At 56.1% G+C, this 23311-nt stretch carries 20 protein-coding genes; 10 read left to right on the forward strand and 10 right to left on the reverse strand.

From position 1 onward, the window contains the following. Positions 1 to 79 precede the first annotated feature (79 nt). On the reverse strand, positions 80 to 1558 hold the full coding sequence (locus tag B1C80_RS17655; protein ID WP_077922527.1) for a UDP-N-acetylmuramoyl-L-alanyl-D-glutamate--2,6-diaminopimelate ligase: 1479 nt from the start codon (positions 1556 to 1558) through the stop codon (positions 80 to 82). A gap of 207 nt (positions 1559 to 1765) precedes the next feature. Here B1C80_RS17655 and accD point away from each other — a divergent pair, with 207 nt between their 5' ends. The 3 genes from accD (at position 1766) to B1C80_RS17670 (ending at position 4730) form a co-directional block, all read left to right on the forward strand. Further along, a complete protein-coding gene (gene accD / locus B1C80_RS17660) occupies positions 1766 to 2608 on the forward strand; it encodes an acetyl-CoA carboxylase, carboxyltransferase subunit beta (protein WP_077922528.1) in 843 nt (280 codons plus the stop codon). Positions 2609 to 2644: 36 nt separating this feature from the next. Then, entirely contained in the window at positions 2645 to 3622 is a 978-nt protein-coding gene (locus B1C80_RS17665; RefSeq protein WP_077922529.1) for a radical SAM protein, read from the forward strand. A gap of 295 nt (positions 3623 to 3917) precedes the next feature. Further along, positions 3918 to 4730, forward strand: a complete 813-nt coding sequence (locus B1C80_RS17670) for an enoyl-CoA hydratase/isomerase family protein (protein WP_077922530.1) — start codon at positions 3918 to 3920, stop codon at positions 4728 to 4730. A 4-nt stretch (positions 4731 to 4734) separates the two neighbouring features. Here B1C80_RS17670 and B1C80_RS17675 read toward each other — a convergent pair whose 3' ends face one another. Both B1C80_RS17675 and B1C80_RS17680 read right to left on the reverse strand, forming a co-directional pair. Continuing rightward, on the reverse strand, positions 4735 to 5178 hold the full coding sequence (locus tag B1C80_RS17675) for a nuclear transport factor 2 family protein (protein ID WP_077922630.1): 444 nt from the start codon (positions 5176 to 5178) through the stop codon (positions 4735 to 4737). 156 nt (positions 5179 to 5334) lie between these two features. After that, positions 5335 to 6096, reverse strand: a complete 762-nt coding sequence (locus tag B1C80_RS17680; RefSeq protein ID WP_077922531.1) for a hypothetical protein — start codon at positions 6094 to 6096, stop codon at positions 5335 to 5337. 191 nt (positions 6097 to 6287) lie between these two features. Here B1C80_RS17680 and B1C80_RS17685 point away from each other — a divergent pair, with 191 nt between their 5' ends. The 5 genes from B1C80_RS17685 to B1C80_RS17705 all read left to right on the forward strand — a co-directional run bounded on the left by B1C80_RS17685 (position 6288) and on the right by B1C80_RS17705 (position 11618). Then, on the forward strand, positions 6288 to 7781 hold the full coding sequence (locus B1C80_RS17685) for a M28 family peptidase (RefSeq protein WP_077922532.1): 1494 nt from the start codon (positions 6288 to 6290) through the stop codon (positions 7779 to 7781). 93 nt (positions 7782 to 7874) lie between these two features. Then, positions 7875 to 8276 (forward strand): FtsL-like putative cell division protein, encoded by a 402-nt coding sequence (locus B1C80_RS17690; protein ID WP_077922533.1) that lies wholly within the window; start codon positions 7875 to 7877, stop codon positions 8274 to 8276. Then, positions 8266 to 10377, forward strand: coding sequence for a penicillin-binding protein (locus B1C80_RS17695; protein ID WP_077922534.1), 2112 nt, complete (start codon positions 8266 to 8268; stop codon positions 10375 to 10377). Before B1C80_RS17690 ends, B1C80_RS17695 begins: the two co-directional genes overlap by 11 nt. A 423-nt stretch (positions 10378 to 10800) precedes the next feature. Then, positions 10801 to 11286 (forward strand): nucleotidyltransferase substrate binding protein, encoded by a 486-nt coding sequence (locus B1C80_RS17700; protein ID WP_077922535.1) that lies wholly within the window; start codon positions 10801 to 10803, stop codon positions 11284 to 11286. Further along, the gene (locus tag B1C80_RS17705; protein WP_236648823.1) at positions 11283 to 11618 is read left to right on the forward strand and encodes a nucleotidyltransferase domain-containing protein; all 336 of its coding nucleotides are present in this window, start codon (positions 11283 to 11285) and stop codon (positions 11616 to 11618) included. Before B1C80_RS17700 ends, B1C80_RS17705 begins: the two co-directional genes overlap by 4 nt. A gap of 311 nt (positions 11619 to 11929) precedes the next feature. On the opposite strand, the gene B1C80_RS17710 is transcribed toward B1C80_RS17705, so the two are convergent. The 5 genes from B1C80_RS17710 to B1C80_RS17730 form a co-directional block, all read right to left on the reverse strand. Further along, entirely contained in the window at positions 11930 to 12277 is a 348-nt protein-coding gene (locus B1C80_RS17710; protein WP_077922536.1) for a DoxX family protein, read from the reverse strand. Between the two features lie 36 nt (positions 12278 to 12313). Then, positions 12314 to 15121: a response regulator gene (locus B1C80_RS17715; RefSeq protein ID WP_161492786.1), complete on the reverse strand. Its 2808-nt coding sequence runs from the start codon at positions 15119 to 15121 to the stop codon at positions 12314 to 12316. A gap of 340 nt (positions 15122 to 15461) precedes the next feature. Then, positions 15462 to 17321, reverse strand: coding sequence for a PQQ-binding-like beta-propeller repeat protein (locus tag B1C80_RS17720; protein WP_077922538.1), 1860 nt, complete (start codon positions 17319 to 17321; stop codon positions 15462 to 15464). An 89-nt stretch (positions 17322 to 17410) separates the two neighbouring features. Further along, complete coding sequence (locus B1C80_RS17725) at positions 17411 to 17860, reverse strand: GNAT family N-acetyltransferase (RefSeq protein WP_077922539.1); 450 nt, start codon at positions 17858 to 17860, stop codon at positions 17411 to 17413. Between the two features lie 18 nt (positions 17861 to 17878). Further along, positions 17879 to 19051 (reverse strand): glutathionylspermidine synthase family protein, encoded by a 1173-nt coding sequence (locus B1C80_RS17730; RefSeq protein ID WP_077922540.1) that lies wholly within the window; start codon positions 19049 to 19051, stop codon positions 17879 to 17881. Positions 19052 to 19225: 174 nt separating this feature from the next. Between B1C80_RS17730 and B1C80_RS17735 the strand changes: the two genes are divergently transcribed. Together B1C80_RS17735 and B1C80_RS17740 are read left to right on the forward strand one after the other, a co-directional pair. Beyond that, a complete protein-coding gene (locus B1C80_RS17735) occupies positions 19226 to 20173 on the forward strand; it encodes a nucleoside hydrolase (RefSeq protein ID WP_236648824.1) in 948 nt (315 codons plus the stop codon). Between the two features lie 113 nt (positions 20174 to 20286). Next, entirely contained in the window at positions 20287 to 21828 is a 1542-nt protein-coding gene (locus tag B1C80_RS17740; RefSeq protein WP_077922541.1) for a YifB family Mg chelatase-like AAA ATPase, read from the forward strand. Between the two features lie 15 nt (positions 21829 to 21843). Here the strand turns inward: B1C80_RS17740 and B1C80_RS17745 are convergent, their stop codons facing one another. Then, positions 21844 to 22353: a hypothetical protein gene (locus B1C80_RS17745; RefSeq protein WP_077922542.1), complete on the reverse strand. Its 510-nt coding sequence runs from the start codon at positions 22351 to 22353 to the stop codon at positions 21844 to 21846. Between the two features lie 27 nt (positions 22354 to 22380). After that, on the reverse strand, positions 22381 to 23295 hold the full coding sequence (locus B1C80_RS17750; RefSeq protein WP_077922543.1) for a phospholipase A: 915 nt from the start codon (positions 23293 to 23295) through the stop codon (positions 22381 to 22383). Positions 23296 to 23311 lie beyond the last annotated feature (16 nt).

A 23311-nucleotide genomic window follows, 5' to 3' on the forward strand; every position in this document is an offset into this window, starting at 1 on the left:
ATGAGTGGTTGAGCGATTTGCCAGTGCATGATTAATTCGCTCAATCACTCAATCGCTCATCCATTATTATTGGCCAAAGTTACTGATTTCGGCGTTCTGCGAAAGCATCGCGCAGTACGGCCCGGTCGTCAAAATCGTATTTTATCCCACTGATTTCCTGGTAGGTTTCGTGGCCTTTTCCCGCTACCAGAATGATATCGTGCGGCCGGGCCAGGGCAACAGCCCGCTTGATCGCTTCGCGCCGGTCTTCGATGGTATTTGTTTTTTTGAAGTCGACCGGCGACACCCCCGCCTGCATCTGCTCCAGAATAGCCATCGGGTCTTCGTTGCGCGGGTTGTCGGATGTCAGAATGACCCGGTTGCTGAACCGGCAGGCAATATCGGCCATGATGGGTCGCTTCGCAGCGTCGCGGTTGCCTCCGCACCCCACTACGGTGATAATTTGCGGCAGGTAATCCTGCTCGTCGGTATGCCGAAGGCCGACAATGGTTTCCAGCACGTTCTGGAGCGCATCGGGCGTATGGGCATAGTCGACAATACCAACAATCTTATCGTCAGATACGACCTGCTCGAACCGACCCGGCGGGGGCATCAGAGCCGACAGCTGGGTCAGCACCTCAGTTGGGTCTTCGCCCAGCAGCACAGCCGCTCCGTAGACGCTTAACAGGTTGTAGGCGTTGAACTTCCCGATCAGCTTGAACCATACCTCCCGATCGTCGACCAGCATGTTCAGGCCAAACAGCGTATCGGCCAGCAGCTTACCTTTAAACGTGGCCAGCGTCTGGAGTGAGTACGTTTCCCGGCGGGCGGCTGTGTTTTGCAGCATCACCAGCCCGCGCTTGTCGTCTACATTGGTCAGCGCAAAGGCCGAAGCCGGCAGCTGATCGAAGAAGCCTTTCTTGGCCCGGATGTAGTTGTCGAATGTACCGTGAAAATCGAGGTGGTCGTGGGTGATATTGGTGAAGATCCCCCCGGCAAACTGCAAACCCGCAATCCGCTCCTGGACCACGGCGTGCGAACTCACCTCCATGAAGACGTACTGGCAGCCATTGGCCAGCATCTGGGTGAGCAGCTGGTTGGTCGTGATCACATCGGGGGTGGTATGGGTCGCCGGTATTACCTGATCATCGATCTGGTTCTGCACGGTAGATAGCAGGCCGCAGCGGTAGCCCAGGGCCCGAAAAAGCCGGAACAGCAGCGTAGCCACCGAGGTTTTGCCGTTTGTACCGGTTACCCCCACGAGTCGTAGTTTCTGCGACGGTCGGTCGTAAAAGGCAGCGGCTATCAGGCCCAGGGTATGCGGGGTATTCTGGACCCGTACGTAAGCTACCCCATCGGCGGTATTGTCGGGAAGGTCTTCGCAGAGAATGGCGGCTGCCCCCTGCCGAACGGCGGTTTCGATAAACGCATGGCCGTCGGTCAGGGTGCCGCGAACGGCCACAAACAGGCTACCGGGGCCTACCCGGCGTGAATCCATGGTAAGGCTGGTAATATCGGTATTCATACTGCCCGACGTAGCCAGCAGCGGAATTTTATACAGAAGATCGGTTAGTTGCATGAAGATGATACGGCCGTACCAGCGGTTAAACGCCGGCCTTCGTTAGTCTACCACAAAAAAACGGACTAAATACGAAACGATAGCCGGACGAGGGTACCTATATTTTCTTTTGCAACCCACCACTCGTTTTCTTTGTACCTTTACGACCCGTTTATGAAAAGCCCTCATCAACGGCGGCTCATAAATCGTAAACCGTAAATAAACGTCATGTCTTGGTTCGTCCGAAAAGATAAGGGGATTCTGACCCCGACCGAAATGAAGCGGGAGGCCCCCGACGGTCTTTGGTATCAATGCCCGAACTGCAAAAAAGTAATGCACACGCGGGAGCATAAGATCAATGCATATACCTGTGTTCACTGCAATTATCACGAAAAAATAGGGTCCGACGCTTATTTCTCGATCCTCTTCGACGAGAACGCGTTCACCGAGCTTGACCCGAACATGACCTCTGCCGATCCGCTCAAGTTCACCGATACCAAATCGTATCCCGGCCGGGTTAAAGCCACCATGGCTAAAACCGGCCTCAAAGACGCCGTCCGGACCGCCTACGGGCCCATGAATGGCGTAACGGTAACGGTTGCCTGCATGGACTTTAATTTCATCGGCGGCTCGATGGGATCGGTCGTTGGCGAAAAAATTGCCCGTGCCGTTGATCACGCTATTCAGAGCCGCACCCCCTTCCTGATGATTTCGCGGTCGGGTGGCGCGCGCATGATGGAAGCGGGCTACTCGCTGATGCAGATGGCCAAGACATCGGCTAAACTGGCGCTGCTGGCGCAGGCTAAACTGCCGTATGTATCGCTGCTGACCGATCCGACAACGGGTGGAGTAACGGCATCCTACGCCATGCTGGGCGATTTCAACATCGCCGAACCCGGTGCGCTGATTGGTTTTGCCGGTCCCCGCGTTATCCGCGAAACTATCGGCAAAGACCTGCCCAAAGATTTCCAGAGCGCCGAATTCGTGCTGGAACATGGCTTTCTGGATTTCATCGTCGACCGGAAAGATCTGAAAGACAAGCTGTCCAGCCTGTTTACCATGCTCGCCTAGAAACGGGCCGGTACGGGAAGAAAATTGGTTTATTCTATGCGCCTTGTCCGACACCCGGTTCTGTGTAACTACTATGTGACGTACCGCTGTAACGCCAGCTGTAGTTTCTGCGATATCTGGGAGCGGCCATCGCCCTATGTTACCCTCGACAATGCCCGGGCGAACCTCCGCGATCTTCGTCGGCTGGGCGTTCGGGTCATTGATTTTACGGGGGGAGAGCCATTACTGCACCGCCAGCTGCCCGAGCTCCTGAGCGAAGCTAAACAGCTCGGCCTCATCACGACCGTTACAACAAACGCGCTGCTCTACCCCAAACAGGCCGAGCGGCTTCGGGGACTGGTCGATATGCTGCACTTCTCGCTCGATTCGCCGGTGGCCGAGGAGCATGACCGATCCAGGGGGGTCCGTAGCTTTGACAAAGTGATGGAGTCGATCGACATAGCCCGGCAACTCGGCGAACGGCCCGACATTCTGTTTACCGTCTTCGACCATAACGTTCACCAGATCCGGGCTATGTACGAAGACATTTGCCGACCCAACGATCTGGTCCTGATTCTGAATCCGGTTTTCGAGTACAACAGCGTCGACACCGGCGGGCAGTTATCCGACAGTGCCCTGCGGGATATGGCCTGGTGGGGCAAACAACCCAATGTTTACCTGAACGACGGCTTCATCCAGCTCCGGCGCGATGGCGGCAACCACATCGACAAACCCGTTTGCCGGGCCGCCAGCACAACCATCGTAATCTCGCCCGAAAACAAGCTCGTTCTGCCCTGCTATCACCTCGGCCTCTCCGATCACCCGATCAACAACAATCTGTACACCCTCTACCGCTCAGCCGATGTACAGCAGCTGGTAGCGCAGGAAGGTCGGCTGCCCGGTTGCGAAGGCTGTGCCATCAACTGCTACATGCAGCCGTCATTTGCGGTCGATGTGACGAAGTATTTCTGGAAAGCCCTGCCCAGCACGCTGAAATACAACTGGATCAAAGGCACCTGGAAACAGCTCGTCTAGCTCCCCTCCCTCCCGGCTCCGTACAATTTCTTTTCGCGCCCCCCGTCAGCTGTTATTCCACGGGTTTCATCTACACACAGTTTATTTCCAAAGACCTAGAGTGCGGAGGCTGGCGTAACAGATCAGCCCGGACCCCGGCGCCTTAAGCTGCGGTTAACCAAACAATTGAACGACCAGTTTCTACCATCTTATGCAGACGAAAGGGTACCGGGTCAGTATCCTGAGCAGCTACGGTAGTTTTACCATATAGCCGACTAAGTACATTCCGTAAACGGCCTTTTCTCTACTTTTGCCCATGCTTTACACCGCCGAACAAGTCGCGCAGCTGCCCACCGATACCTTCCGTTACCTGCTCGTTTCTCTCAACGATCATATACTGACCATCACCCTGAACCGTCCGCAAAAAAAGAACGCGCTCCACCCGCCCATGCTGGCCGAACTGGCTTTCGCCCTGGCCTATGCGCACTACACCGCCGACGTCTGGATCGTTGTGCTGGCGGCTACGGGCGACACGTTCTGCGCTGGTATGGATTTAAAATCGCTCTCGGCGGGGAGTGATGAACAGGCGAGCGTGCCCGAACCGGCAGGCCCCGTTCGGCTGGGCGAACTCATGGCCGGTTTACACAAGCCCTGTATAGCGCGGGTCCAGGGACCGGTTTATGCCGGTGGTTTTTTGCTGGTGGGGGGCAGTACATACGTGGTAGCGGCCAATTCGGCCACCTTTGCCCTGCCCGAAGTAAAACGGGGGCTGTTCCCGTTTCAGGTTCTGGCCGTTCTGCTCGACATCATGCCAGCCCGGCGGGCCCTCGACCTCTGCCTTCGGGCCCGCACCCTCAACGCAGCCGACGCGCAGGAGATCGGGCTGGTGACCCATTCCGTACCCGCCGATGGACTCGACCCAACCGTCCGGCTCCTGACCGACGAACTCAGGCTGTATTCGCCCGTGGCCATGCAGTTCGGTCTACGGGCCTTCCAGACGCTGAAAAGCCTGCCACCCGATCAGCAGCAGGCCTTTTTACACGATCAGTTTCAGCAGCTTCAGCAAACCCACGATGCCCGGGAAGGCATGGCGGCTTTTCTGGAAAAACGACTACCTAACTGGGGGTAGTAACCTACTGGCACTTTCGGCGGGTGTCGATGATGTGCTGAATTTTCCAAGCACCCGATATTCGTACAAGGGTAAACGCATTAGCACCACAATGGCTTTGCTGACCATTGTAATAAAACGAGTAGGGTGTCCAGACGGTAGCCAGATCGCCATCTACCTTGACCTCCATGCCACTGAGCCGCTCGTCCAGCGCGCCCGCCTTTGCTTTGCCTACCGAGGTGATAAACCGATCGATGGCCTGATCGCTGACCGATACCTCGCCCTGCTTATTGACAACACTCTGCAGTCGGGCACCCGGCAGAAATAGGGATTTGAGCGCCGTTGAATCGGCTCGTTTCATGCCGTCGAACATCTGGGTGATAACGGCTTTGGCAGCCGTTTCGTCGGCGGTTTGCGCCAGAGCGGGAACGGCCAGCAACAGACCGATCAAAGCAAGTAGTGGTTTCATACGTACGAAGGTTACGGCCATTGATGCACCAGAAAACGGCCCCGACCCAAGGTTACAAAAACGCAGGTGAGCCCCCAAATGGGTTGGTATCAATGGTAACATGTATGCCTGAAAGGTTTTCTGGGAAAAGGGGCCAAGAGTTTAAAACCCGTTTTTCTATTGCTGGGCCGGCAGGGGAATGTAAAAGCCGTCGTTTTTTTTGAACGGCACCTGCGCCGAATACGTCCCGTTAAACTGCTGTACCATGGGTCCCATCACCTGCAGCTTTGGCATCACCTCAACCCCGGCCGCCCAGAAAGACGTATCGAGATGAAACTCGGATTTGAAGTCTTTATCGGTCGAGAGCGTCAGGTAATTGCGGAACCTGAGGGGCGACTCGCTGGGCTCGTACGAATAAACCGCTATATCGATTGGTTTTTTGCGTTCAGGATTCCAGTTAGGCCGCTCGTTCCGAACCGTTGGGGTTCCCGTCAGCCGCAGGGCCCCGTTCGGCACCACCACAAACCGGCGTTTTTCAAGCCGGGTGCGGGGCGGAATAAACGACACCGCATCGTCTTTCGAAATAGTGCCCGCTACCGAGCCAATTGTGTAGCGCCAGTAGCGGCTGGTATAGGACGACGTAGCCAGATTGACATCGGCCACATCGGTCCAGTAGTCCATTTTATCTTCGCCAATGATGAACGACGACCGTTTCCAGTCGACATACAGCGGGCGGTCGAGTTTATTGACCAGCGAGACGACCATCTGACCGCGCTCACTCGAAAACGAGTAGCGCAGGGTGAGCGTATCGGTATCGAGTACAAACCCGTCGGCAGCGGGTTGTACATTGCTGCCCCGTAAGGTTACCACCTGGGCCTGCGGTGTGCAGGCCGACAGGGCAGCCAGTAGGGCGATGACGTAAATAAGCTGTGTTTTCATAGTTTGATGGATCGATCAAATATATAAAACCAACCAGGTTACCATCAACACCTAAAGGTAAATAAGCGTTGTTTGGCAAACTTTTTTGCCGTTTGCTAGAACGCTTTTGAGAAAGGCGGTGTCTAAACAATTGTGCTTAATCAGTGAGCTTTTTTTTCTCTATCTTTAGCAACGAATCTTACTCTCGTTCTATGCACCGAACGTTTACCGTGCCGCGACTCCGGCTCGTGCTGTTCACCCTCAGTTCTGCCGGTTTTATAACCGCCTTCAACCCAGATAAACTCCCGCTCGAAAAAGCCTTTACCCGCATCAACAACGAGGTTCAGCAGCACAGCAAAGCGTACGAAACGCTGTCTGACGCGTCGCAGCGGATTGGCCATCGCCTGACAGGCAGTACCAACGGCTCCCGGGCGGAAGAGTATGCCCATGCGCTGCTGACCCAGTACGGGTTTGACAACGTGCGCTACGAACCCTTCGAGGTAGAAGCCTGGGGGCGCGATACCGTTACGCTGGCCGTAGTTCCCAACCGCAGCGACAACTTCCGCGAAGTACCCGTGGTGGCACTGGCCCACTCACCCGTCGAAGCCCACATCAAAGGCGAAATCATTGACGTCGGCAATGGCCTGGAAGGCGATTTTGCGGGGCTGCGCGACAAAATCAAGGGTAAGGTAGTGCTGGTCAATATTGGTCTGGCCGCCCCGACCAAGGGTGCGCGTAACCTGCACCGGTCCGAAAAAACCGCCCTCGCCATCCAGTACGGCGCAACGGGGGTCATCATGGTCAACCTGGTTCCCGGCAATGTATTGCTGACCGGCACCGCATCGGTTACGGGGAAGCTTATTCCCATTCCGTCGGTCTGCGTTTCGCTGGAAAGCGGCCAGGCGATTCGGGGCTGGATGGAAGAAGAACGCGAGCGGCTTCATGCCGTCATCGACATGACCAATACGAGTCGGAAAATTCGCGCCCGTAACGTCATCGCCACCCTGCGCGGGTCCAAACTCCCCAACGAAAAAATCATTGTGGGCGGTCATCTCGATTCATGGGATCTGGCAACGGGCGCTATCGATAACGGAATCGGGTCGTTTGCGGTGATGGACATTGCCCGCACCTTCCGCGCCCTGAAGCTGAAGCCCAAACGGACCATCGAGTTCGTGCTGTTCATGGGCGAAGAGCAGGGGCTGCTCGGCTCACGGGCGAGCGTCGACAACCTGAAGAAAAGCGGGCAGCTGGACCGGGTTCGTTACATGATGAACCTCGACATGACCAACGATCCCAGCGGTCTGAATGCCTTCGGCCGTACCGATATACTGCCGTTTCTGACAACCGTCGGCGAAACCATGAAGCAGGTCGAACCCGCCTTTGCCAACCAGATGCTGAACCAGGCCGGGCTGCACTCCGATCATCAGCCGTTTATGCTGGAGGGCGTACCGGTTGTGGGTATGAACGGTCACCTCGACCGCTCCGTACTCGACTGTTATCACGCCAACTGCGACCGGATCGACCTCGTCAACCCCGATCAGCTAAAAAATACGGTGCGCTATGCCAGCATGCTCCTCTACGCCCTGGCCGATGCCGACGATATTCCGACGCGCCGACAAACCGACACCCAAACCCGCGACTACCTGGTTGCCCAGGGGTTACGCACTCCGCTGCAAATTGCGAACGAGTGGCGCTGGAAAGAGTAGCCGGGACCATTTACTACGAAGGCGATTTCGGGCTACAACAAGCGCCGGGGATTTCGTTACTTTGTCGTATTGCGTCAAGACCCCACCCACTTCATGGCAAAAAACACGTTCAAACAGCCCGAACGGGTTGCCAAACAGAAAAAGCAACGGCGGCAGATCAGGCTGGCGTCGTGGCTCAACGATTTTATTGGACTCGACCGGCTCTTTGGCGAAGATAACGCCTGGCCGATTCGGCATATCGACCGCATTTTGTGGGTTACCTTCCTGCTGATTATCTACATCGGCCTGAACCACAATGCCGAACGGCTGGTCCGGCGGATTCAGCGGACCAAAACGCAGGTTGATGAGCTTCGTTCGCAGGCTACCGTATTGCAGGCCGATTATAACCTCAGCGGCAAGCAATCTGAACTAAGCAAGCGGGTGGCCGCCCTGGGCCTTACCGACAGCAGTCTGACACCACCCCATAAACTCGTTGTCAAGATCGATGAACATTAAGCAGGACATCATTGCGCGGGCCAATCACGTCTACTACGTGGTTATTTTTCTGGCCATGTGCGTTATCATGCGGCTGGTGTACGTCCAGTATTTCCAGACGTTCAAGGGCAAATTCTGGCGCGAACGGGTAGCCGCCACCCTGATCCGGCGCGACACCATTCCGGCCATGCGCGGCAATATCTACGCAGCCGACGGGAGCCTGCTGGCTACCTCCCTGCCTACCTACGTGGTCGGTCTGGACCCGACGCAGGCCAAACCCGAGTATTTCGCCAAAAAAGTTGACTCGCTGGGGCTGCTGCTGTCGCGCATCTACAAAGACCGGTCGGCGCGGGACTATACCGATCTGGTACGCGATGCCCGCGCGCGCAAACGCCGGTACGTACTCCTGAACCGCCGTCGGGTTACGTTTCAGGAGCGGCAGGAAATGCTCAAATGGCCGTTTTTTCGATCGTCGCCCAAGGTGGCGGCCCGGGGCGGTGTGCTGCGTCCGTATTACGAACGATACCATCCGTTCGGATCGATGGCCGAACGAACCATCGGCAACCTCGATGCCAAAACCGGGCGGGGGCTGATTGGGCTCGAGGCCTCGTTCCAGCCGGCGCTGGCGGGTAAAAACGCCGTCGGGCTAGTCGAAGTGCTGTCGGGTGGTGTCCGCAAACCGGTTGAAGATGGGCCCGACATGCGCCCCGAGCCGGGTATGGATCTGTACACCACCATCGATATCAACTACCAGGACATGGCCGAGTCGGCGCTGCGGTCGGCGCTGGAAAAATACAACGCGGCCAAAGGCTGTGTGATCGTGATGGAGGTCGCTACCGGCGAAATTCGGGCCATGGCGAACCTCAGCAAAACCCGCACCGGCTACACCGAAAACTTCAACCATGCGCTGGCCGGCCGCACAGACCCTGGCTCTACCTTCAAGCTGGCGACCATGATGGCCCTGATGGAAGAAAAAGCCATTTCGCTCGAGCAGCCGGTTGCTACGGGCGGAGGCTCAACGATCTACAAAGGGCTACACATCCGCGATGCCAAGCGGGGCGGAGCCGGTACCATCACGGCCCGGCAGGTCTTCGAAAAATCGTCGAATGTCGGTACGCACATGCTCATGCGCACCTATTTCTACAGCCGCCCAGACCTGTATTGCCAGTACCTGCGCCGGTTTCACCTGACGCAGCCAACCGGCATACACATGAAAGGCGAAGCTATACCCGTGGTCCGGAACCCCGATATGAAAGGCTGGAGCAAGGTCTCGCTCACCTCCATGTCGTACGGCTATGAGATGCAGATCACCCCGCTTCAGATGCTGGCGTTCTACAACGCCGTGGCCAACGGAGGGCGCTGGGTACGACCTACTATTGTCCGGCAGATCAGGCTCGCCAATGAACTCATTCAGGACAACGTACCCTACGTGGCACCCGAGCCCATCTGCTCGGTAGAAACTGCCCGCAAGGCACAGGAGCTGCTGCGCGGGGTAGTATCGCACGGAACGGCCAAGCACATCAACAATCCGCACTACGCCATTGCCGGCAAGACCGGTACGGCCCAGAAAATCATTGATGGTAAATACCAGGTGGGGAAATACTACACCTCGTTTATTGGCTACTTCCCGGCCGACAAGCCAAAGTACAGCATGATTACGGTTGTCGATAGTCCGCAGGGCAACAACATCGATCTCCTGTACGCAGGCTCGGTAGCGGCTCCGGTATTCAAGCAGGTAGCCGACCGGATTGTTGCCTACGATATACGTATGCACGCACCCATCCGGGCCAGCACCCGCCCCAGCAGCACCACAACCGGTATGCTGGCCGGGTATTCGGACGATCTGCATACCATCAGTACGGCCCTGAACACCCAGAACGAGCCCAGCACCGAAGGCTGGGTCGAAAAGTCGGCCACGGGCCGCTGGCAATCGCGGCCGACCCGATCGGATCAGGTACCCGACGTACGCGGGCTGACCCTGCGCGATGCGCTCTTTCTGCTCGAAAACCGCGGGTTTCGGGTTGTGGTAGAGGGCCGGGGCAAGGTGAAAGAGCAGTCTGTAACCCCCGGTACCGGTGCCAGAGAGCTGGCTGAAAAAGTAATCACGCTGACGTTGAGCTAGGCGGTACAATTTTAGTTGTAGAGGATTTACCCGATTTATAAGGCTATACCAATTTGACAGTGTTTAGAGTGTATTGAGAAATTATGCTGGTACAAAGCATCAATCCGTTGCAACATGATTTGGCTGTTAGCCAAATACAGCCAATTTACAGAAGTTGATGTAGCATACTCGTAGTCTTTGCTAATCCGTCGAAAGAACAGGGGCGCCCGTGCGCTCCATCCAGGCGATTGACTGTTCCACTACCTACGTTCTACGTTTGGCTATGAGTACGAAACCGTGGGCTGTTTCAGGGCGTGAAGCCTTCTCAAACCGAGCCGCCGGGGCGGTCGGTATTCCATTCGACCAAAGCTCACGACGCTCAACCTTTCTCAATTTCTAAACACGCTCTAAAACATTCGGCTCCAAAACAGAAGAATAAAGCCTATGAACAATAGTCAGGATATTCGCTGGCAACAACGGTTTGCTAATTATAAAAAAGCGTTAGCCAAATTAGATCAGGCGGTTATTCGCATTAAAGCAAATTATTATAGGCACGATGTTTTTCAGGAAGAACTATTTGCCGAAGAAGATGAACTCATCAAGGAAGGCCTCATTCAACGATTTGAGTACACCCATGAGTTGGCCTGGAATGTCATGAAAGACTTTCTTATGGAAAGAGGAACAACACCTATATATGGCTCCAGAGACGCAACCCGAGCAGCTTTTGCTACGGGATTAATTAAAAATGGCGAAGCCTGGATGGCTATGATTGCAAGCAGAAACAAAACCTCGCATACGTATACGTATAACCAGGCAACTGCTGACGAGATTTTTATCGATATTCTAGAGTTATATCACCCTGAGTTCCTCAACTTTCAATACGTTATGGAACAAAACAGGACTGGTACACAAACAAGTTTATTTCAATGATGCCTTTTGGATTACCCGATAGTGCAACAATGGCACTGCAGCAGATATTCAAACGGTATCCTCAGGTTGACCGGGCTATTTTGTATGGTTCAAGAGCTAAAGGCAACTATCATACAGGCTCTGATATCGATCTGTGCTTAGAAGGCTCCAAACTAACTATGTCAATTTTATATAACATTGAAAATGAAATTGATGATCTTCTGCTACCTTATACAATTGACTTTTCGATCAAACATTACATACAGAATACAGACCTTAAAGAACACATAACACGAGTCGGTAAAGTTTTTTATGAATCTGGTCCTGCACTAAACAGTTCCGACGTTGCGTAGATCGTCTGTTTTCGCTCATGGCCAACATGACGGATATCGACGCCGAAATCATTGCTCCCCTCTACGCCGTCTGGAACAGCCGAATCATTCTGAATCACCCCGTTACGGAGAGCTACTAATGGAGGATTTCTACCACTGAATCGATCGGAAGCTGTTGTACACCCAGGAGCCACTGCAACAGGGTTTACAATGGATGCGCACCCACAACACCGTACCTATTGGTTTCGGCAAAGAGCTAAAGAAAACCAACCAATTGAAAAAGGCTTAATGCTCCACAACTTCGTTCTGAGCCAGGTATAAAGCGCTTAGAGCTAGGTGTAGCGGTAGGCCCACCAGATGAGCAGGGCCTGCAGCGGCAGCCGCCCCCAGCGTAGCCAGGCCGGCAGTTTCCGGAACCGGCTGCTGGTTGCCATGAACACGTTGGCCGGAAATACAGCTATCAGCAATAGAATTATTCCCCAGGCGGCCCAGGTGCGGGTGGCAGGCAACAACAGGCCAAGCCCCAGCACCACTTCGGCCACCCCGCTCCAGATCACCATCTGGCTGTGGGCGGGTATGTAGGGCGGCATCATGGCCAGATAAGGTCTGGGGTTTATGAAGTGATTCAGCCCGGCCGCGATGTACAAAAAGGCCTGTAAATACAGAGACAAGGAATTCATGCCGCAATAAACGACAAAGCCGGTACAGTTGTGTACCTAGTCGGCAGTGGTGCCTCGCAGGGTTGTTTCCAGGGCCAGCCGCATAACGGGCAGCTCGGCTTCGATGGCCTGTATGTACTGTTTGACTAGTGGCGCAACGTCGGCGGCTTCGTTACCGGCGGCAATCTGCTCTTCCAGGGTGGCAATCAGCGGACTCATGTACGTCAGGCCAAACGTCCGGATGGGCACCTTCTGCGTGTGGATGAGCCGGCCAATTGTTTTTGTGTCCTGTGCGGTCAGGGCCTGCCGGATCTGCTCCAGTTCAACCGGTGTCTGCTCAAGAAACAGGTCCAGAATCTCAGCCGCAAAGCCCGGATCGTTATCTACCGCGTTCAGTAGCGGTTCGAGCGTAAAGGCCGAACTGGTGGCGGGCTGGGGCGGAGCCGGGGCTGGCTGGGCCGGCAGCGGATCCGCAACCGCATCAGGACGGGCCATGGGGGTGTATTTCCGCATAACGCGCTGCAGCTCCTCAACCTGAAACGGCTTGGGCAGGAAGTCATTCATACCGGCCTGAATACACTGCTCGCGTTCGCTAGCCAGCGCATGGGCCGTCATGGCGATGATCGGGACCGAGTTTTGCAGGGTGTTCCGAATGTGGCGGGTGGTGGTGTAACCATCCATGACCGGCATCTGAATATCCATCAGCACCAGATCAAACGGTTCTTCCTGCAGTTTGTCCAGCGCTTCCTGCCCGTTTTCGGCCACCTGCGCCGTATAGCCCAGCCGCTTGAGGACCTGCAGAGCCAGCTTCTGGTTCATCATGTTGTCTTCAACAACCAGTATACGCACGTTCTGGCCAATGAGCCCGGATGGCGCTACGAACAGATCACCTTCTGTCTCGACCTGGCTGGGCGCTATCTTATACGGTATCTCCAGCGTGAAACACGACCCTTCGCCCAGCCGGCTCGTTACGGTTACCCAGCCGCCCTGCATCTCGGTCAGCGACTTGACAATATTGAGTCCCAGCCCGGTACCGCCGTAATAGCGGGTCGTAAAATCGCTGGCCTGCCGGAATCGTTCAAAAATATAGGGTAGTACATCGGCAGCTATGCCGATTCCTGTATCCTGCACCACAAACCGCACCCGAACCAGATCAGCCGTTTCGTCCAGTTTTTCGATTCGGGCGGTTACGCCCCCCTGTTTGGTGAATTTGATGGCATTACTGAGCAGGTTCAGCAGAATTTGGGTCAGCCGGGTCGGGTCGCCCAGCACGATGGCCGGTAAGGAAGGATCGACATAGACCGTGAGCTGTAAATTCTTTTCCGAAGCCACGGGCTGGAGCATGGTTCGGATTGAGTCCGTCAGCGAATTGATACTAAACGGGATCGATTCTAAGGGTAACATGCCAGCTTCAATTTTAGCAATATCGAGGATATCATTAACGATGGTCAGCAGGTTTTTGCCCGCCGTACGAATAAAGCCCAGAAACTCCTGCTGATCCGTATTGAGGGGCGTTGTTTCGAGCATGGCCGAGAAGCCAAGAATAGCATTGAGGGGCGTCCGGATTTCGTGGCTCATGTTGGCCAGAAACTGCTTCTCCGTATAGCGGGCTTCGTTCAGGGCGAACGAGAACCGGTAGGCCAGCACAAGCGCCTGCAGGAAGAAGAAGCCCACATAGCCCACAAACAATATGAGCACAACGGGAGTGGCAACGCCGAAATACTGCGCCAGAATCAAACTGAATACCGACAGGAGCAGCCCCGTACTCATGAGCGAATACGCGGCTCCCGGGCGCTGCCGCCGATAGGCCGTCCAGTACACATACATGGCATACCCAATGTAGGCGACCATCAGGACCAGAAACGGATTCATCAGCTGCGTGAATACGACCGTTGGCAACACCAACACCGTTCCGGCAAAGAGGAAACAGATCCAGGTCATGGGCGTAATGATGCGCCGATGGGTATCTTTCGGGTACAGCGACTGCGTATAAATGACAAAGATGCCGATGGCCAGGTACAGCGATGCGTATTCGAGCCGGAGTGTGAGGCCCCAGGGTAAACCCGGAAACAGGGTATGCAGCGAGTACAGGTTGGTGCCGATCAGGCGGTAGCTGTACACCAGACAGAACAGGCCGAAATAAAGCATGGGATGATCCATCCGGCTAAAACCGTACAGCCCCAGAAAAAACAAGCCGATCATCAGCACGCAGCCCGTCAGAAACAGCGCCAGGGCCCGGTCTGTGGCCATACTGGCTTCCATCTGCGTGGTCTCCCCAATCCGTATAGCTTGTGAAGCGCCCCCTTTGGCGTGGTGAAAATTAGCCACCTGAAGCAGTAGCTGCAGGGTATCGGCAGCTGGCATCCGAACCAGCTGGGTCGACCAGTGCGGAATGGTTTGGGCAGCGGTAGTGGCCGGGTTGCCATCATGAGCGACGTCTGTACCGTTCACGAACAGCCGATAAGCCGAGTAGTGATCGGGTACTTTCAGCATGATCGGCGCCGAGCCCGGCGGCAGCAGAACGGTTAGTCTGTAGGTAGCAAACCCCTGGCTGGGTATGGCATGTCTCTGCCATTGGCTGGACGACCATAGCTTCGGAAAATCGGTGAACTCGTGTGCCGATTCGGGCTGGTTGGGTAAACGCAGCTGGTTCCAGTACCAGACCCACTCCCCCCTCAGCGCCACGTCATCCTGCGACAGATCCGTCTGCCTCAAATCCAGCACGCCCTGCCGGGCAACTGGCTGACCCACGGCCGTACCGCCACCCAGTAACCCCAGAAAACCAGTCAATGCAATCAGAATGTAGGTATATCGGGGCAGGTTACTCCTGAACGAATAGCCCGCAAACGCCTTCACAGGCGGCATATACCCGTCAAAATCACGCTGAAAAACATGGTTTAAATGGGTATATGGAATGGAACGGTGGTAATGCATCCGCAAATCGTCTACGAATAGCTGAACAGTTAATCACTAATGTAGAAATTGTAGGGGAGAGGCTGTATTGAAGGCTAAAATTAGAAATTATACTATAAAAATATTTACTTAGGGATATCTTTATTTACTTATACTATTACGTATATACGGAATAAGGCGCTATTCGACTCATTAGTTTTCTATAATAATATAACGGATACAAATCACCCTACCCCGTCCCTCCATCGGATTGCGGCTATGGCTGCGGAGAGCGGGGCTCCTGGTTTCGTACTTAGGGGGTATACCGGAGCCGGGTTACTTTCCCGTCCATCGTAGTCATCAGAACCTCGTACTGACTCAGGGGATACACCCGGTTTACCATGGCGTTGGAGAGTTTATGAGCCCAGGCAAGCTGTTGCTTTCGCTCATCGACGGCATACAACACCCCATCGTCGGTCGGGATAAACGCCATGCCGTTCCGTACCGTAACCGGCGAAGGGCTGATCTCGTACCCGTATCCGCAGTTGACGAACCAGGCCGGTTTTGGCGTCTCGGAGTGGGCCGATATAGCCCAGAGCGTATCGGTCATGCATTTGATAAACACCAGCGACCCATCGTCCGACAACCCGCTGGATTCGAAGCCTTTATGCTCCGACGATTTCCAGACTTCGCGTCCGGTTTCCGCATCCAGGGCGGTAAGGGTCCGGTCGGGGGTTTGCAGGAAAATACGTCCGTGGGTCAGCAGCGGAATACCGGCAGCGGGCGAGAAATTACGCCCTTTCTTATTGGTCCAGGTCCAGGCTGGCTGCCCCGATTTCCGGTCCAGCGCGTACAGCGTTGACCCCCACGAGCCCACGTATACCCGTTTTTTGTCAACTACCGGTACCGACTCGACAAAGCCCTCTACCCCGTTGAACGTCCATCGCTCGGCCCCCGTCCGGAGTGCCAGCGCCCGAAACTTACCTTCCGAACTACCGATGTATACAGTTTGGCCATCAATACGGGGCGATGCGACGATGGGTTGACCGGTTCTGACCGTCCAGATGGCCTTCCCGTTTCGTTTGTCGAGGCAGTAGATGGTGCCGTCTGTAGAGGCCACTACGATGCTGTTCTTATGCAGGGCAGGGGTCGAATAGACTTTCCCGCCGGTCATGAATCGCCAGCGTACCGAGCCGTCGGTCAGCGATAAGGCAACCAGTTCGCCCCGGGTGTTTGGGTAGAAAGCCATCTCTTTGTCGGCAATGATGCCGGCGCCAATGTCGCTGCTATCCTGTTTGACCCAGACCGGCCGAACCCGGCTGTACTGCTCGTTGATCTGGTACGAAGGCCGGGGAGCGGTGGCTGGTTTTTGCCCGAACCGGTGATTCTGAAGCGCAATTGTTCGCCAGGGGGCCGCCGTCTGGCCGGGCTGCTCACCAACGGCGGGCGTGCGGACGGCAAACGTCATGGTATCGTTCTGTATGGTAACCAGGTTATAGCCCCCTACCGCGTCTTTGGCCCGCAGGTTCGAGCGGCCCATCGTTGCCGGTATGCCCTCGAACTCCATGGCCTTGTTGGCGTGTCCATGACCACATAGTGCCGCCTGCACGTTGGTTTTTTTCAGATCGTCGATCAGCAGGTACCAGTTAGCCAGCGCATCGTCCAGCGGGTAGTGGTTCATGAAGATAACGGGTCGGTCGGTGCCGGCCAGTTTGTCGGTTTCGGACCGCAGCCAGAGAACGTCTTCGCGCGAGACCAGCCCCGGCGACATGCGCATGTTGGGTCCGCTGCCGCAGCCGATGAAACGGTATTTGCCGTAATCGAATACGAAGCGCTCGGCTCCGAATACCTGCCGAAAGCGGTTACAGCCATTTTCTGACCATTTCGTATCGTGATTTCCCGGAAACAGGTACCACTTACGGGTCAGTTTGTCGAGAATCTGTTTAGCCTGGTTCAGCTCCTGTTCGGTGCCGAAGTCCGTTATATCGCCGGTGATGACGACAAAATCGAGGTCTGGGAGGGCGTTGATGTCGCTGACCGTTCGCTGCAGGTCTTCGGCTGCAGTGGCCGTCGCCCCTACGTGGGTGTCGGTAACGAAGGCAAACCGGATGGTCTGGGCCGGACAGATAATACAGATAACGTTGAGCAGGAAAAACGCAGCCAGTCTAAACATATGACAGAATCGAAATGCAACATTAGCCAGAATAGCCCAAACGGCCTATACCCGTCTATTTTTTCTATCTGACAACTCTTTTGACTAGCTCAGATTTCTTTCTCCAGACACACGCTGTCGGCATCGTCAACGTAGGGTCCGTAGGCTGGCGTGGGCCGGTAACCAACTTTCTGATAAAGGGCAATAGCCTCGGGCTGTTTGATGGCCGTCTGGAGTTTCGCGATCCGGTACCCTTCTTCCCGGCCCCACTGTTCCAGCCCGGCCAGGATATGCTGCGCTACGCCAAGCCGCCGTATGCCCGGCTGCACATACATCCGCTTGATCTCGATGGTTTCGGCATCCAGCGGTTTGAAACAGGCACACCCAACTGCGGTACCTTCATTCATGGCAATTACCACCCGGGCGTCGGCCAGGCCCTTGTTGTGCACATCGTACTCACTCTGTTTGGCGCCGTATCGGACCAGCAGGTCGGCATCCAGCTCGCCCACCAGCGTCTGAAAGCGCGGGTCGGCAGACGTACATCGTTGTATCGAGATCATGGTGTAGTCAATTCGTTTTTATTCGACCACATGGCCTACAAAACCGGCGCCGTTATCGAGAATGAGTTCGCCACGCCGAAAACCGAGTCCACAGGCTTCGCCCGCGTAGAAGACGCCGGCCTGGTAGGTATGACCCGCCGAATCCTTCGCAAACTCAACGTATTGCTGATAAATTTTCGGAAAGTGTCCGTAGTCGCCCCCTACTGCCTGCCGCTCGCTGCCATCGGCGTTGAGCACGCGTACGTTGGCGCCTTCGCGACCAAACAGCACTTTTTCAACGCAGGCTTTCCCGGCCAGGGGCTGGCTGTCGGTCTCGAGCAGGAGCGGATGGTCGGGGTACATCTCCCAGAGGATTTTCAGCATGTATTTGGACTGGAAAAGCAGCGTATAGGCCGGGTTCAGCACCACCGCCAGTCGTTTCCGGACAATCTCGGTCAGGATCGCCGTCAGGTCGGGTTCTTCTTCGGCAATGGTTTCCCACGGAACGAGCTTAAACCAGAAGTCGAGCTTTTCGAACTCTCCGTTTTTAGGATTCTGCCAGAAAATACCTTCCTCGGCCGAAAACTCAACTGAATCGATAAAGTCGAACTCCTGCTCAAAACCGGCTTCGCGGGCGGCTTCGCCGATGAGCGCTACGTTGGCGTCATCTTCCGGAAATCCCCGCATGGCCGACAGCAGCAACGTGGGCTGTAAGTCGGGATTCAGCGCCAGCAGCTCCTCAAACTGCCCCGTCAGCGTCTCAAACACGGCGTTGAACTGATGACTCTCGTCGAGACCATTGGCCTTCAGGTGAGCGTACTGCACCACGGCCGTTTCGGGCAGGCAGGTGGCGGTGTCGGCGTTGAACTCGATCAGCTTGACAGGTTGCCCGTCCACGCCCCCGGCCAGGTCGAACCGCCCGTAGAGATGAATGTGCCGATCATCGTCCCACGACAGTTTGATAAGCTCAACGAGGTTCTCGGGAATACCCAGTTCGGCAAATCGGTTCTCGTCGATCACGTGCTGACCGGCCGCTACAAACATCTCGAACAATTCGTTGGCGGCTTCGTAATAGGCGTCGGCCTGAGCCGGGGTAATGATCACCGTTTCGTTGCTCAGATACGGTAGCGTATCCTGCCCCAGCATCCAGTCCCAGCCCAGATTACGCAGTTGAACGTCGGGCGAAATAGCGAGAGTTTTGAGAGAGATCATGAGTATTGGTATGGCTGGTAGCTTTCTAGGGTATATAACAACTGGTGGAAACAAATGACTACTAACTTTTATACCAAAGAAATAAGCCCGGGGGGCTGTTGCCTAGCTATTTTATTTGGATTGTTCATGGGGCTGATAGCCGGTCAGTCCCAGGCGCAATCTGTCCCGCAAACAGTGGCTAACACTACCCAAAACCGCCATTCGAGCACAATTCCGGTTATTTTCGATACGGACATGGGTCCCGACTACGACGATGTAGGCGCCATAGCCCTGCTCCACGCCTATGCCGACAGCGGGCGGGTCCGTATTCTGGCCACCATAGCCAGCACCAGCTACCCGAACGTTGGCCGGGTACTCGATGTGCTGAACACGTACTTCGGCCGGCCCGATCTTCCCATCGGCGTTCCCAAAGGCAAAGCCGTTACCGATCAGGACCGGCAGCACTGGTCCGATACGCTCGTGGCCCGCTACCCCCATACCATCCGCTCGAACAGCGACGCCCCCGATGCCGTTGCGCTGTACCGGCAGCTGCTGGCCAGACAGCCTGACCAGAGCGTAACCCTTATTTCGGTCGGGTTCCTGACCAATCTGGCCAATCTGCTAACCTCCGGTCCTGACCAGTACTCACCGCTTTCGGGTCGGGACCTGGTTCGCCGTAAGGTAAACCAACTGGTCAGCATGGCTGGCCGGTTTCCGGCCGGCCGCGAGTTCAACGTCCACATGGACACGCCGGCCTCGAAAATCGTTTACAGCGACTGGCCAACGCCCATGCTGCTGAGTGGCTTCGAGATCGGCGAGAAAATCCACAGCGGTTTACCCCTCATCCAGAACAGCCGTATCCGGAACAGCCCCGTCAAAGACGTATTCCGCATCAGCATACCGCTCGACAAGAATGATGCCGGTGGCCGCATGAGCTGGGACCAGACCGCCGTGCTGGTAGCTGCCGAAGGGTACACGCCCTATTACACCGTTCGAACGGGGCGGCTCACGCTGAACCCCGACGGCTCCAACGGCTGGGATGCGTCGGGTCGGGGGCATCAGTACCTGGTTGAACGGGTACCCGCCCGTCAGGTCGAACAGCGCATCAACGAACTCATGCAACACCAGCCCCTGAAGCGCTGAACTCATGGAAACACAATGGAAGAAAGCGCCTACTTATTGCCGGCGTCTGGTTTTTTATTGCCGGTCTGTTCCGTAGTTTTGGCGCTCTCCAGCAGTCAATTTCGTAACTCTGTATGTTAGCCAAAACATTCGGCGCAGCCGTGTACGGTGTCAATGCCACACTGATTACCATTGAAGTAACCGTTAGTCAGGGGCTTCACTTCTTCCTGGTAGGCCTGCCCGACAGCGCCGTCAAGGAAAGCGAACAGCGGGTCGAAGCCTCGCTGAAGCACCTGGGCTACCGGATGCCGCGGCAGAAAATTGTGGTCAACCTGGCGCCGGCCGACATCCGCAAAGAAGGGTCGGCCTACGACCTGCCCATTGGTCTCTGCGTGCTGCAATCGTCCGAGCAGCTGAGTCCCCAGCGCAACCTGGCCGACTATGTGATCATGGGTGAGCTATCCCTCGATGGGCGCCTGCGGCCGATCAAAGGGGTGTTGCCCATTGCCATCGAAGCTCGTAAGCAAGGGTTCAAAGGGTTCGTTTTGCCCGCCGAAAACGCGCAGGAAGCCTCTATTGTCAACAATCTCGACATCATCGGGGTCGAAACCTTACAGGATGCGGCCGAATTTTTCGAAGGCAAAAAAGATATCGAACCCCTCGTTACCGACACCCGCGACCTGTTTCAGCACCAGATCAATGCGTACGAAGTCGATTTCTCCCACGTGCAGGGGCAGGAGAACATCAAACGGGCCATGGAGATAGCGGCTGCCGGTGGTCATAACGTCATCATGATTGGTCCGCCGGGTGCGGGCAAGACCATGCTGGCCAAGCGACTGCCGAGTATCCTGCCGCCCCTGACCCTGCAGGAAGCGCTCGAAACAACCAAGATTCATTCGGTAGCGGGGAAGCTGGGTACCCGCGCCACCCTGATTGCAACCCGTCCCTACCGGGCTCCGCACCATACCATCAGCGACGCGGCCCTGGTGGGCGGGGGTGGTTTTCCGCAACCGGGCGAGATCTCCCTGGCGCATAACGGGGTACTGTTTCTGGATGAGCTACCCGAGTTCAAACGATCGGCGCTGGAGGTGATGCGCCAGCCGCTCGAAGACCGCAAGGTGAGCATTTCGCGGGCCAGATGGGCAGTGGAGTTTCCGGCTTCGTTCATGCTCATTGCCAGCATGAACCCCTGCCCCTGCGGTTACTACAACCACCCCGAAAAAGAATGCGTCTGCGGACCGGGCGTTGTGCAGAAATACCTGGCCAAGATCAGCGGCCCCCTGCTGGACCGGATCGATCTGCACGTTGAGGTAACCCCTGTTTCGTTCGATCAGATGACCGCCAACCGCCCCGCCGAAACCAGCGAAGCCATTCGGGAGCGGGTCATCCGGGCGCGGGCGCAGCAGACCGCCCGTTTTGCCGACCAGAGCGGCATCTACTCCAACGCCATGATGCCGTCGCAGATGGTGAAGGAGGTCTGTCAGATCAACGACGCCGGGCGCGCCCTGCTCAAAACGGCCATGGAACGGCTCGGTTTGTCGGCCCGCGCCTACGACCGTATCCTGAAAGTGTCGCGTACGATTGCCGACCTGGCCGGCACCGACGACATCCGCATCGAGCACCTCGCCGAAGCTATCCAGTACCGGAGCCTGGACCGCGAAAACTGGGCAGGCTAACCCCGGCTGCCCTCGCTACTCGACCCGGAACGAATACCCGTTTTTGGCCCGTTTGAGGCCGGGAATCCGGATTACGGCCAGCAGCAGGGTACCGGCAGCCGCGCTTGACCCCACGGTGAGCAGGAGTCGGGTCGCGCCCGGCTGTTCTTTGGTCAGGCCCCCGACTATATTACCGGTCAGGCTGATGGCCCCCGGCACGAGCAGCTTCGACGACCGACGGATGGTTGCGCTGGCCTTCGACACCCGCCGAAGCCCCAGAATATCCCGAACGGGCACCACCTGCGTCCGGCCAAACAGGGCCAGCGTAATCGAATCAGGCCGAATATCGGTGATGCGGGCAGCGTAGCGAGCTGTGGTCCCAAACCGGTTCGGCAGCATGATAGACACGTACTGGCCCACCACAACCGACTCAAAAACAGAACCGTCGGGACTGATCGTCTGCAGCCGTTGCGCCCCACAGGGCTGGCTGACCAGGACTACGAAAAACAGGAAGCAGGAGTAAGCGAGCGTAACGGGTAAACGCATAGACAGGCAGACGGTTAGCATCGGTCCTCAGAGCCACTCGACCAGCGAGATGCCAAAACCGATCGTGGTTTGAAAATGATTGTAATCGACCAGGGTTTCGCCGTAGCCGTTCAGCACCTGAAAATGACCGCGCAGGTTGCCCCAGACCGGATAGGTCCAGTCGAACTGCACCTGCCCCCGGTTGCGGTTACCCCCCCGGAGCGAATGACTTCCCAGCACGGCAAACAGATGACGGTTGGTATGAAAAACCAGCAGGGCATCGGCCCGGCCAATGTTGTCGGTGATGGCCGGATTTTCGTCATCGGCATCGGGCAGGCGGTACCAGCCCCGCAGCATCAGGGTCCAGTTTCCCCGCTCCAGACCGGCATGGGCAATGACGCGGTTCCAGCTACGCGAGAGCGGCAGCGACCGACCGTTCGACTGGTGGTTGAAGGAAATGCCCAGCATGCGGTTCCGAAGGCCCAGGACCGGAAAGTTGGTGGCGAAATTGAGAATAACCTCCGGCTCGTAGTTCGTTTCGCGGAAGGGGCGCGAAAAACGAGTGTTGTAGATCTGCCAGTGCGACTTCTGCGTGTAGCCGATCCATACGTCCCCCCGTTTACCGAGCAGGCCACGCACGACCTTTATCTTCATGCTGATCTGGTACTTGGCTTCGTAGTTACCGTAGTCGACCTGAAAAGGAAGCGAGTACATGGGATTCTCGCTCACAGGCTGCTCGTTCGGGCGGTTCGACCAGCGACCACCCGTAATGTTGAGCGGTTTGTAGGGCGTTACCCGAAATGTACTCTTGCGCGAGGCCGAATCCAGCTCCCACCGCTCGGCCAGCGAGCCGAAAACGGACTTTCTGGTGAAGAGCGGATCTTCCTGCCCGTAGCCCGGCGTCAGAAAACCACTCAGCAGCCCTGTAGCCAAACCAATTCTATACCCTATTTTGCGATTCATCCGGTGTTGGTTTCTA

It is taken from the genome of Spirosoma sp. 209 (genome assembly GCF_002006735.1).
In the GTDB taxonomy this organism is placed as follows: domain Bacteria; phylum Bacteroidota; class Bacteroidia; order Cytophagales; family Spirosomataceae; genus Spirosoma; species Spirosoma sordidisoli.

Bases quoted from the DNA above. Each gene is read 5' to 3' on its own strand.
- B1C80_RS17725 (WP_077922539.1), bottom strand. From the start codon at position 17,860: ATGATCTCGATACAACGATGTACGTCTGCCGACCCGCGCTTTCAGACG.
- B1C80_RS17710 (WP_077922536.1), bottom strand. From the start codon at position 12,277: ATGAATTCCTTGTCTCTGTATTTACAGGCCTTTTTGTACATCGCGGCC.
- B1C80_RS17745 (WP_077922542.1), bottom strand. From the start codon at position 22,353: ATGCGTTTACCCGTTACGCTCGCTTACTCCTGCTTCCTGTTTTTCGTA.
- B1C80_RS17715 (WP_161492786.1), bottom strand. From the start codon at position 15,121: ATGCCGCCTGTGAAGGCGTTTGCGGGCTATTCGTTCAGGAGTAACCTG.
- B1C80_RS17685 (WP_077922532.1), top strand. From the start codon at position 6,288: ATGCACCGAACGTTTACCGTGCCGCGACTCCGGCTCGTGCTGTTCACC.
- B1C80_RS17675 (WP_077922630.1), bottom strand. From the start codon at position 5,178: ATGAAACCACTACTTGCTTTGATCGGTCTGTTGCTGGCCGTTCCCGCT.
- B1C80_RS17655 (WP_077922527.1), bottom strand. From the start codon at position 1,558: ATGCAACTAACCGATCTTCTGTATAAAATTCCGCTGCTGGCTACGTCG.
- B1C80_RS17700 (WP_077922535.1), top strand. From the start codon at position 10,801: ATGAACAATAGTCAGGATATTCGCTGGCAACAACGGTTTGCTAATTAT.
- accD (WP_077922528.1), top strand. From the start codon at position 1,766: ATGTCTTGGTTCGTCCGAAAAGATAAGGGGATTCTGACCCCGACCGAA.
- B1C80_RS17690 (WP_077922533.1), top strand. From the start codon at position 7,875: ATGGCAAAAAACACGTTCAAACAGCCCGAACGGGTTGCCAAACAGAAA.
- B1C80_RS17750 (WP_077922543.1), bottom strand. From the start codon at position 23,295: ATGAATCGCAAAATAGGGTATAGAATTGGTTTGGCTACAGGGCTGCTG.
- B1C80_RS17665 (WP_077922529.1), top strand. From the start codon at position 2,645: ATGCGCCTTGTCCGACACCCGGTTCTGTGTAACTACTATGTGACGTAC.
- B1C80_RS17720 (WP_077922538.1), bottom strand. From the start codon at position 17,321: ATGTTTAGACTGGCTGCGTTTTTCCTGCTCAACGTTATCTGTATTATC.
- B1C80_RS17670 (WP_077922530.1), top strand. From the start codon at position 3,918: ATGCTTTACACCGCCGAACAAGTCGCGCAGCTGCCCACCGATACCTTC.
- B1C80_RS17705 (WP_236648823.1), top strand. From the start codon at position 11,283: ATGATGCCTTTTGGATTACCCGATAGTGCAACAATGGCACTGCAGCAG.
- B1C80_RS17680 (WP_077922531.1), bottom strand. From the start codon at position 6,096: ATGAAAACACAGCTTATTTACGTCATCGCCCTACTGGCTGCCCTGTCG.
- B1C80_RS17695 (WP_077922534.1), top strand. From the start codon at position 8,266: ATGAACATTAAGCAGGACATCATTGCGCGGGCCAATCACGTCTACTAC.
- B1C80_RS17730 (WP_077922540.1), bottom strand. From the start codon at position 19,051: ATGATCTCTCTCAAAACTCTCGCTATTTCGCCCGACGTTCAACTGCGT.
- B1C80_RS17740 (WP_077922541.1), top strand. From the start codon at position 20,287: ATGTTAGCCAAAACATTCGGCGCAGCCGTGTACGGTGTCAATGCCACA.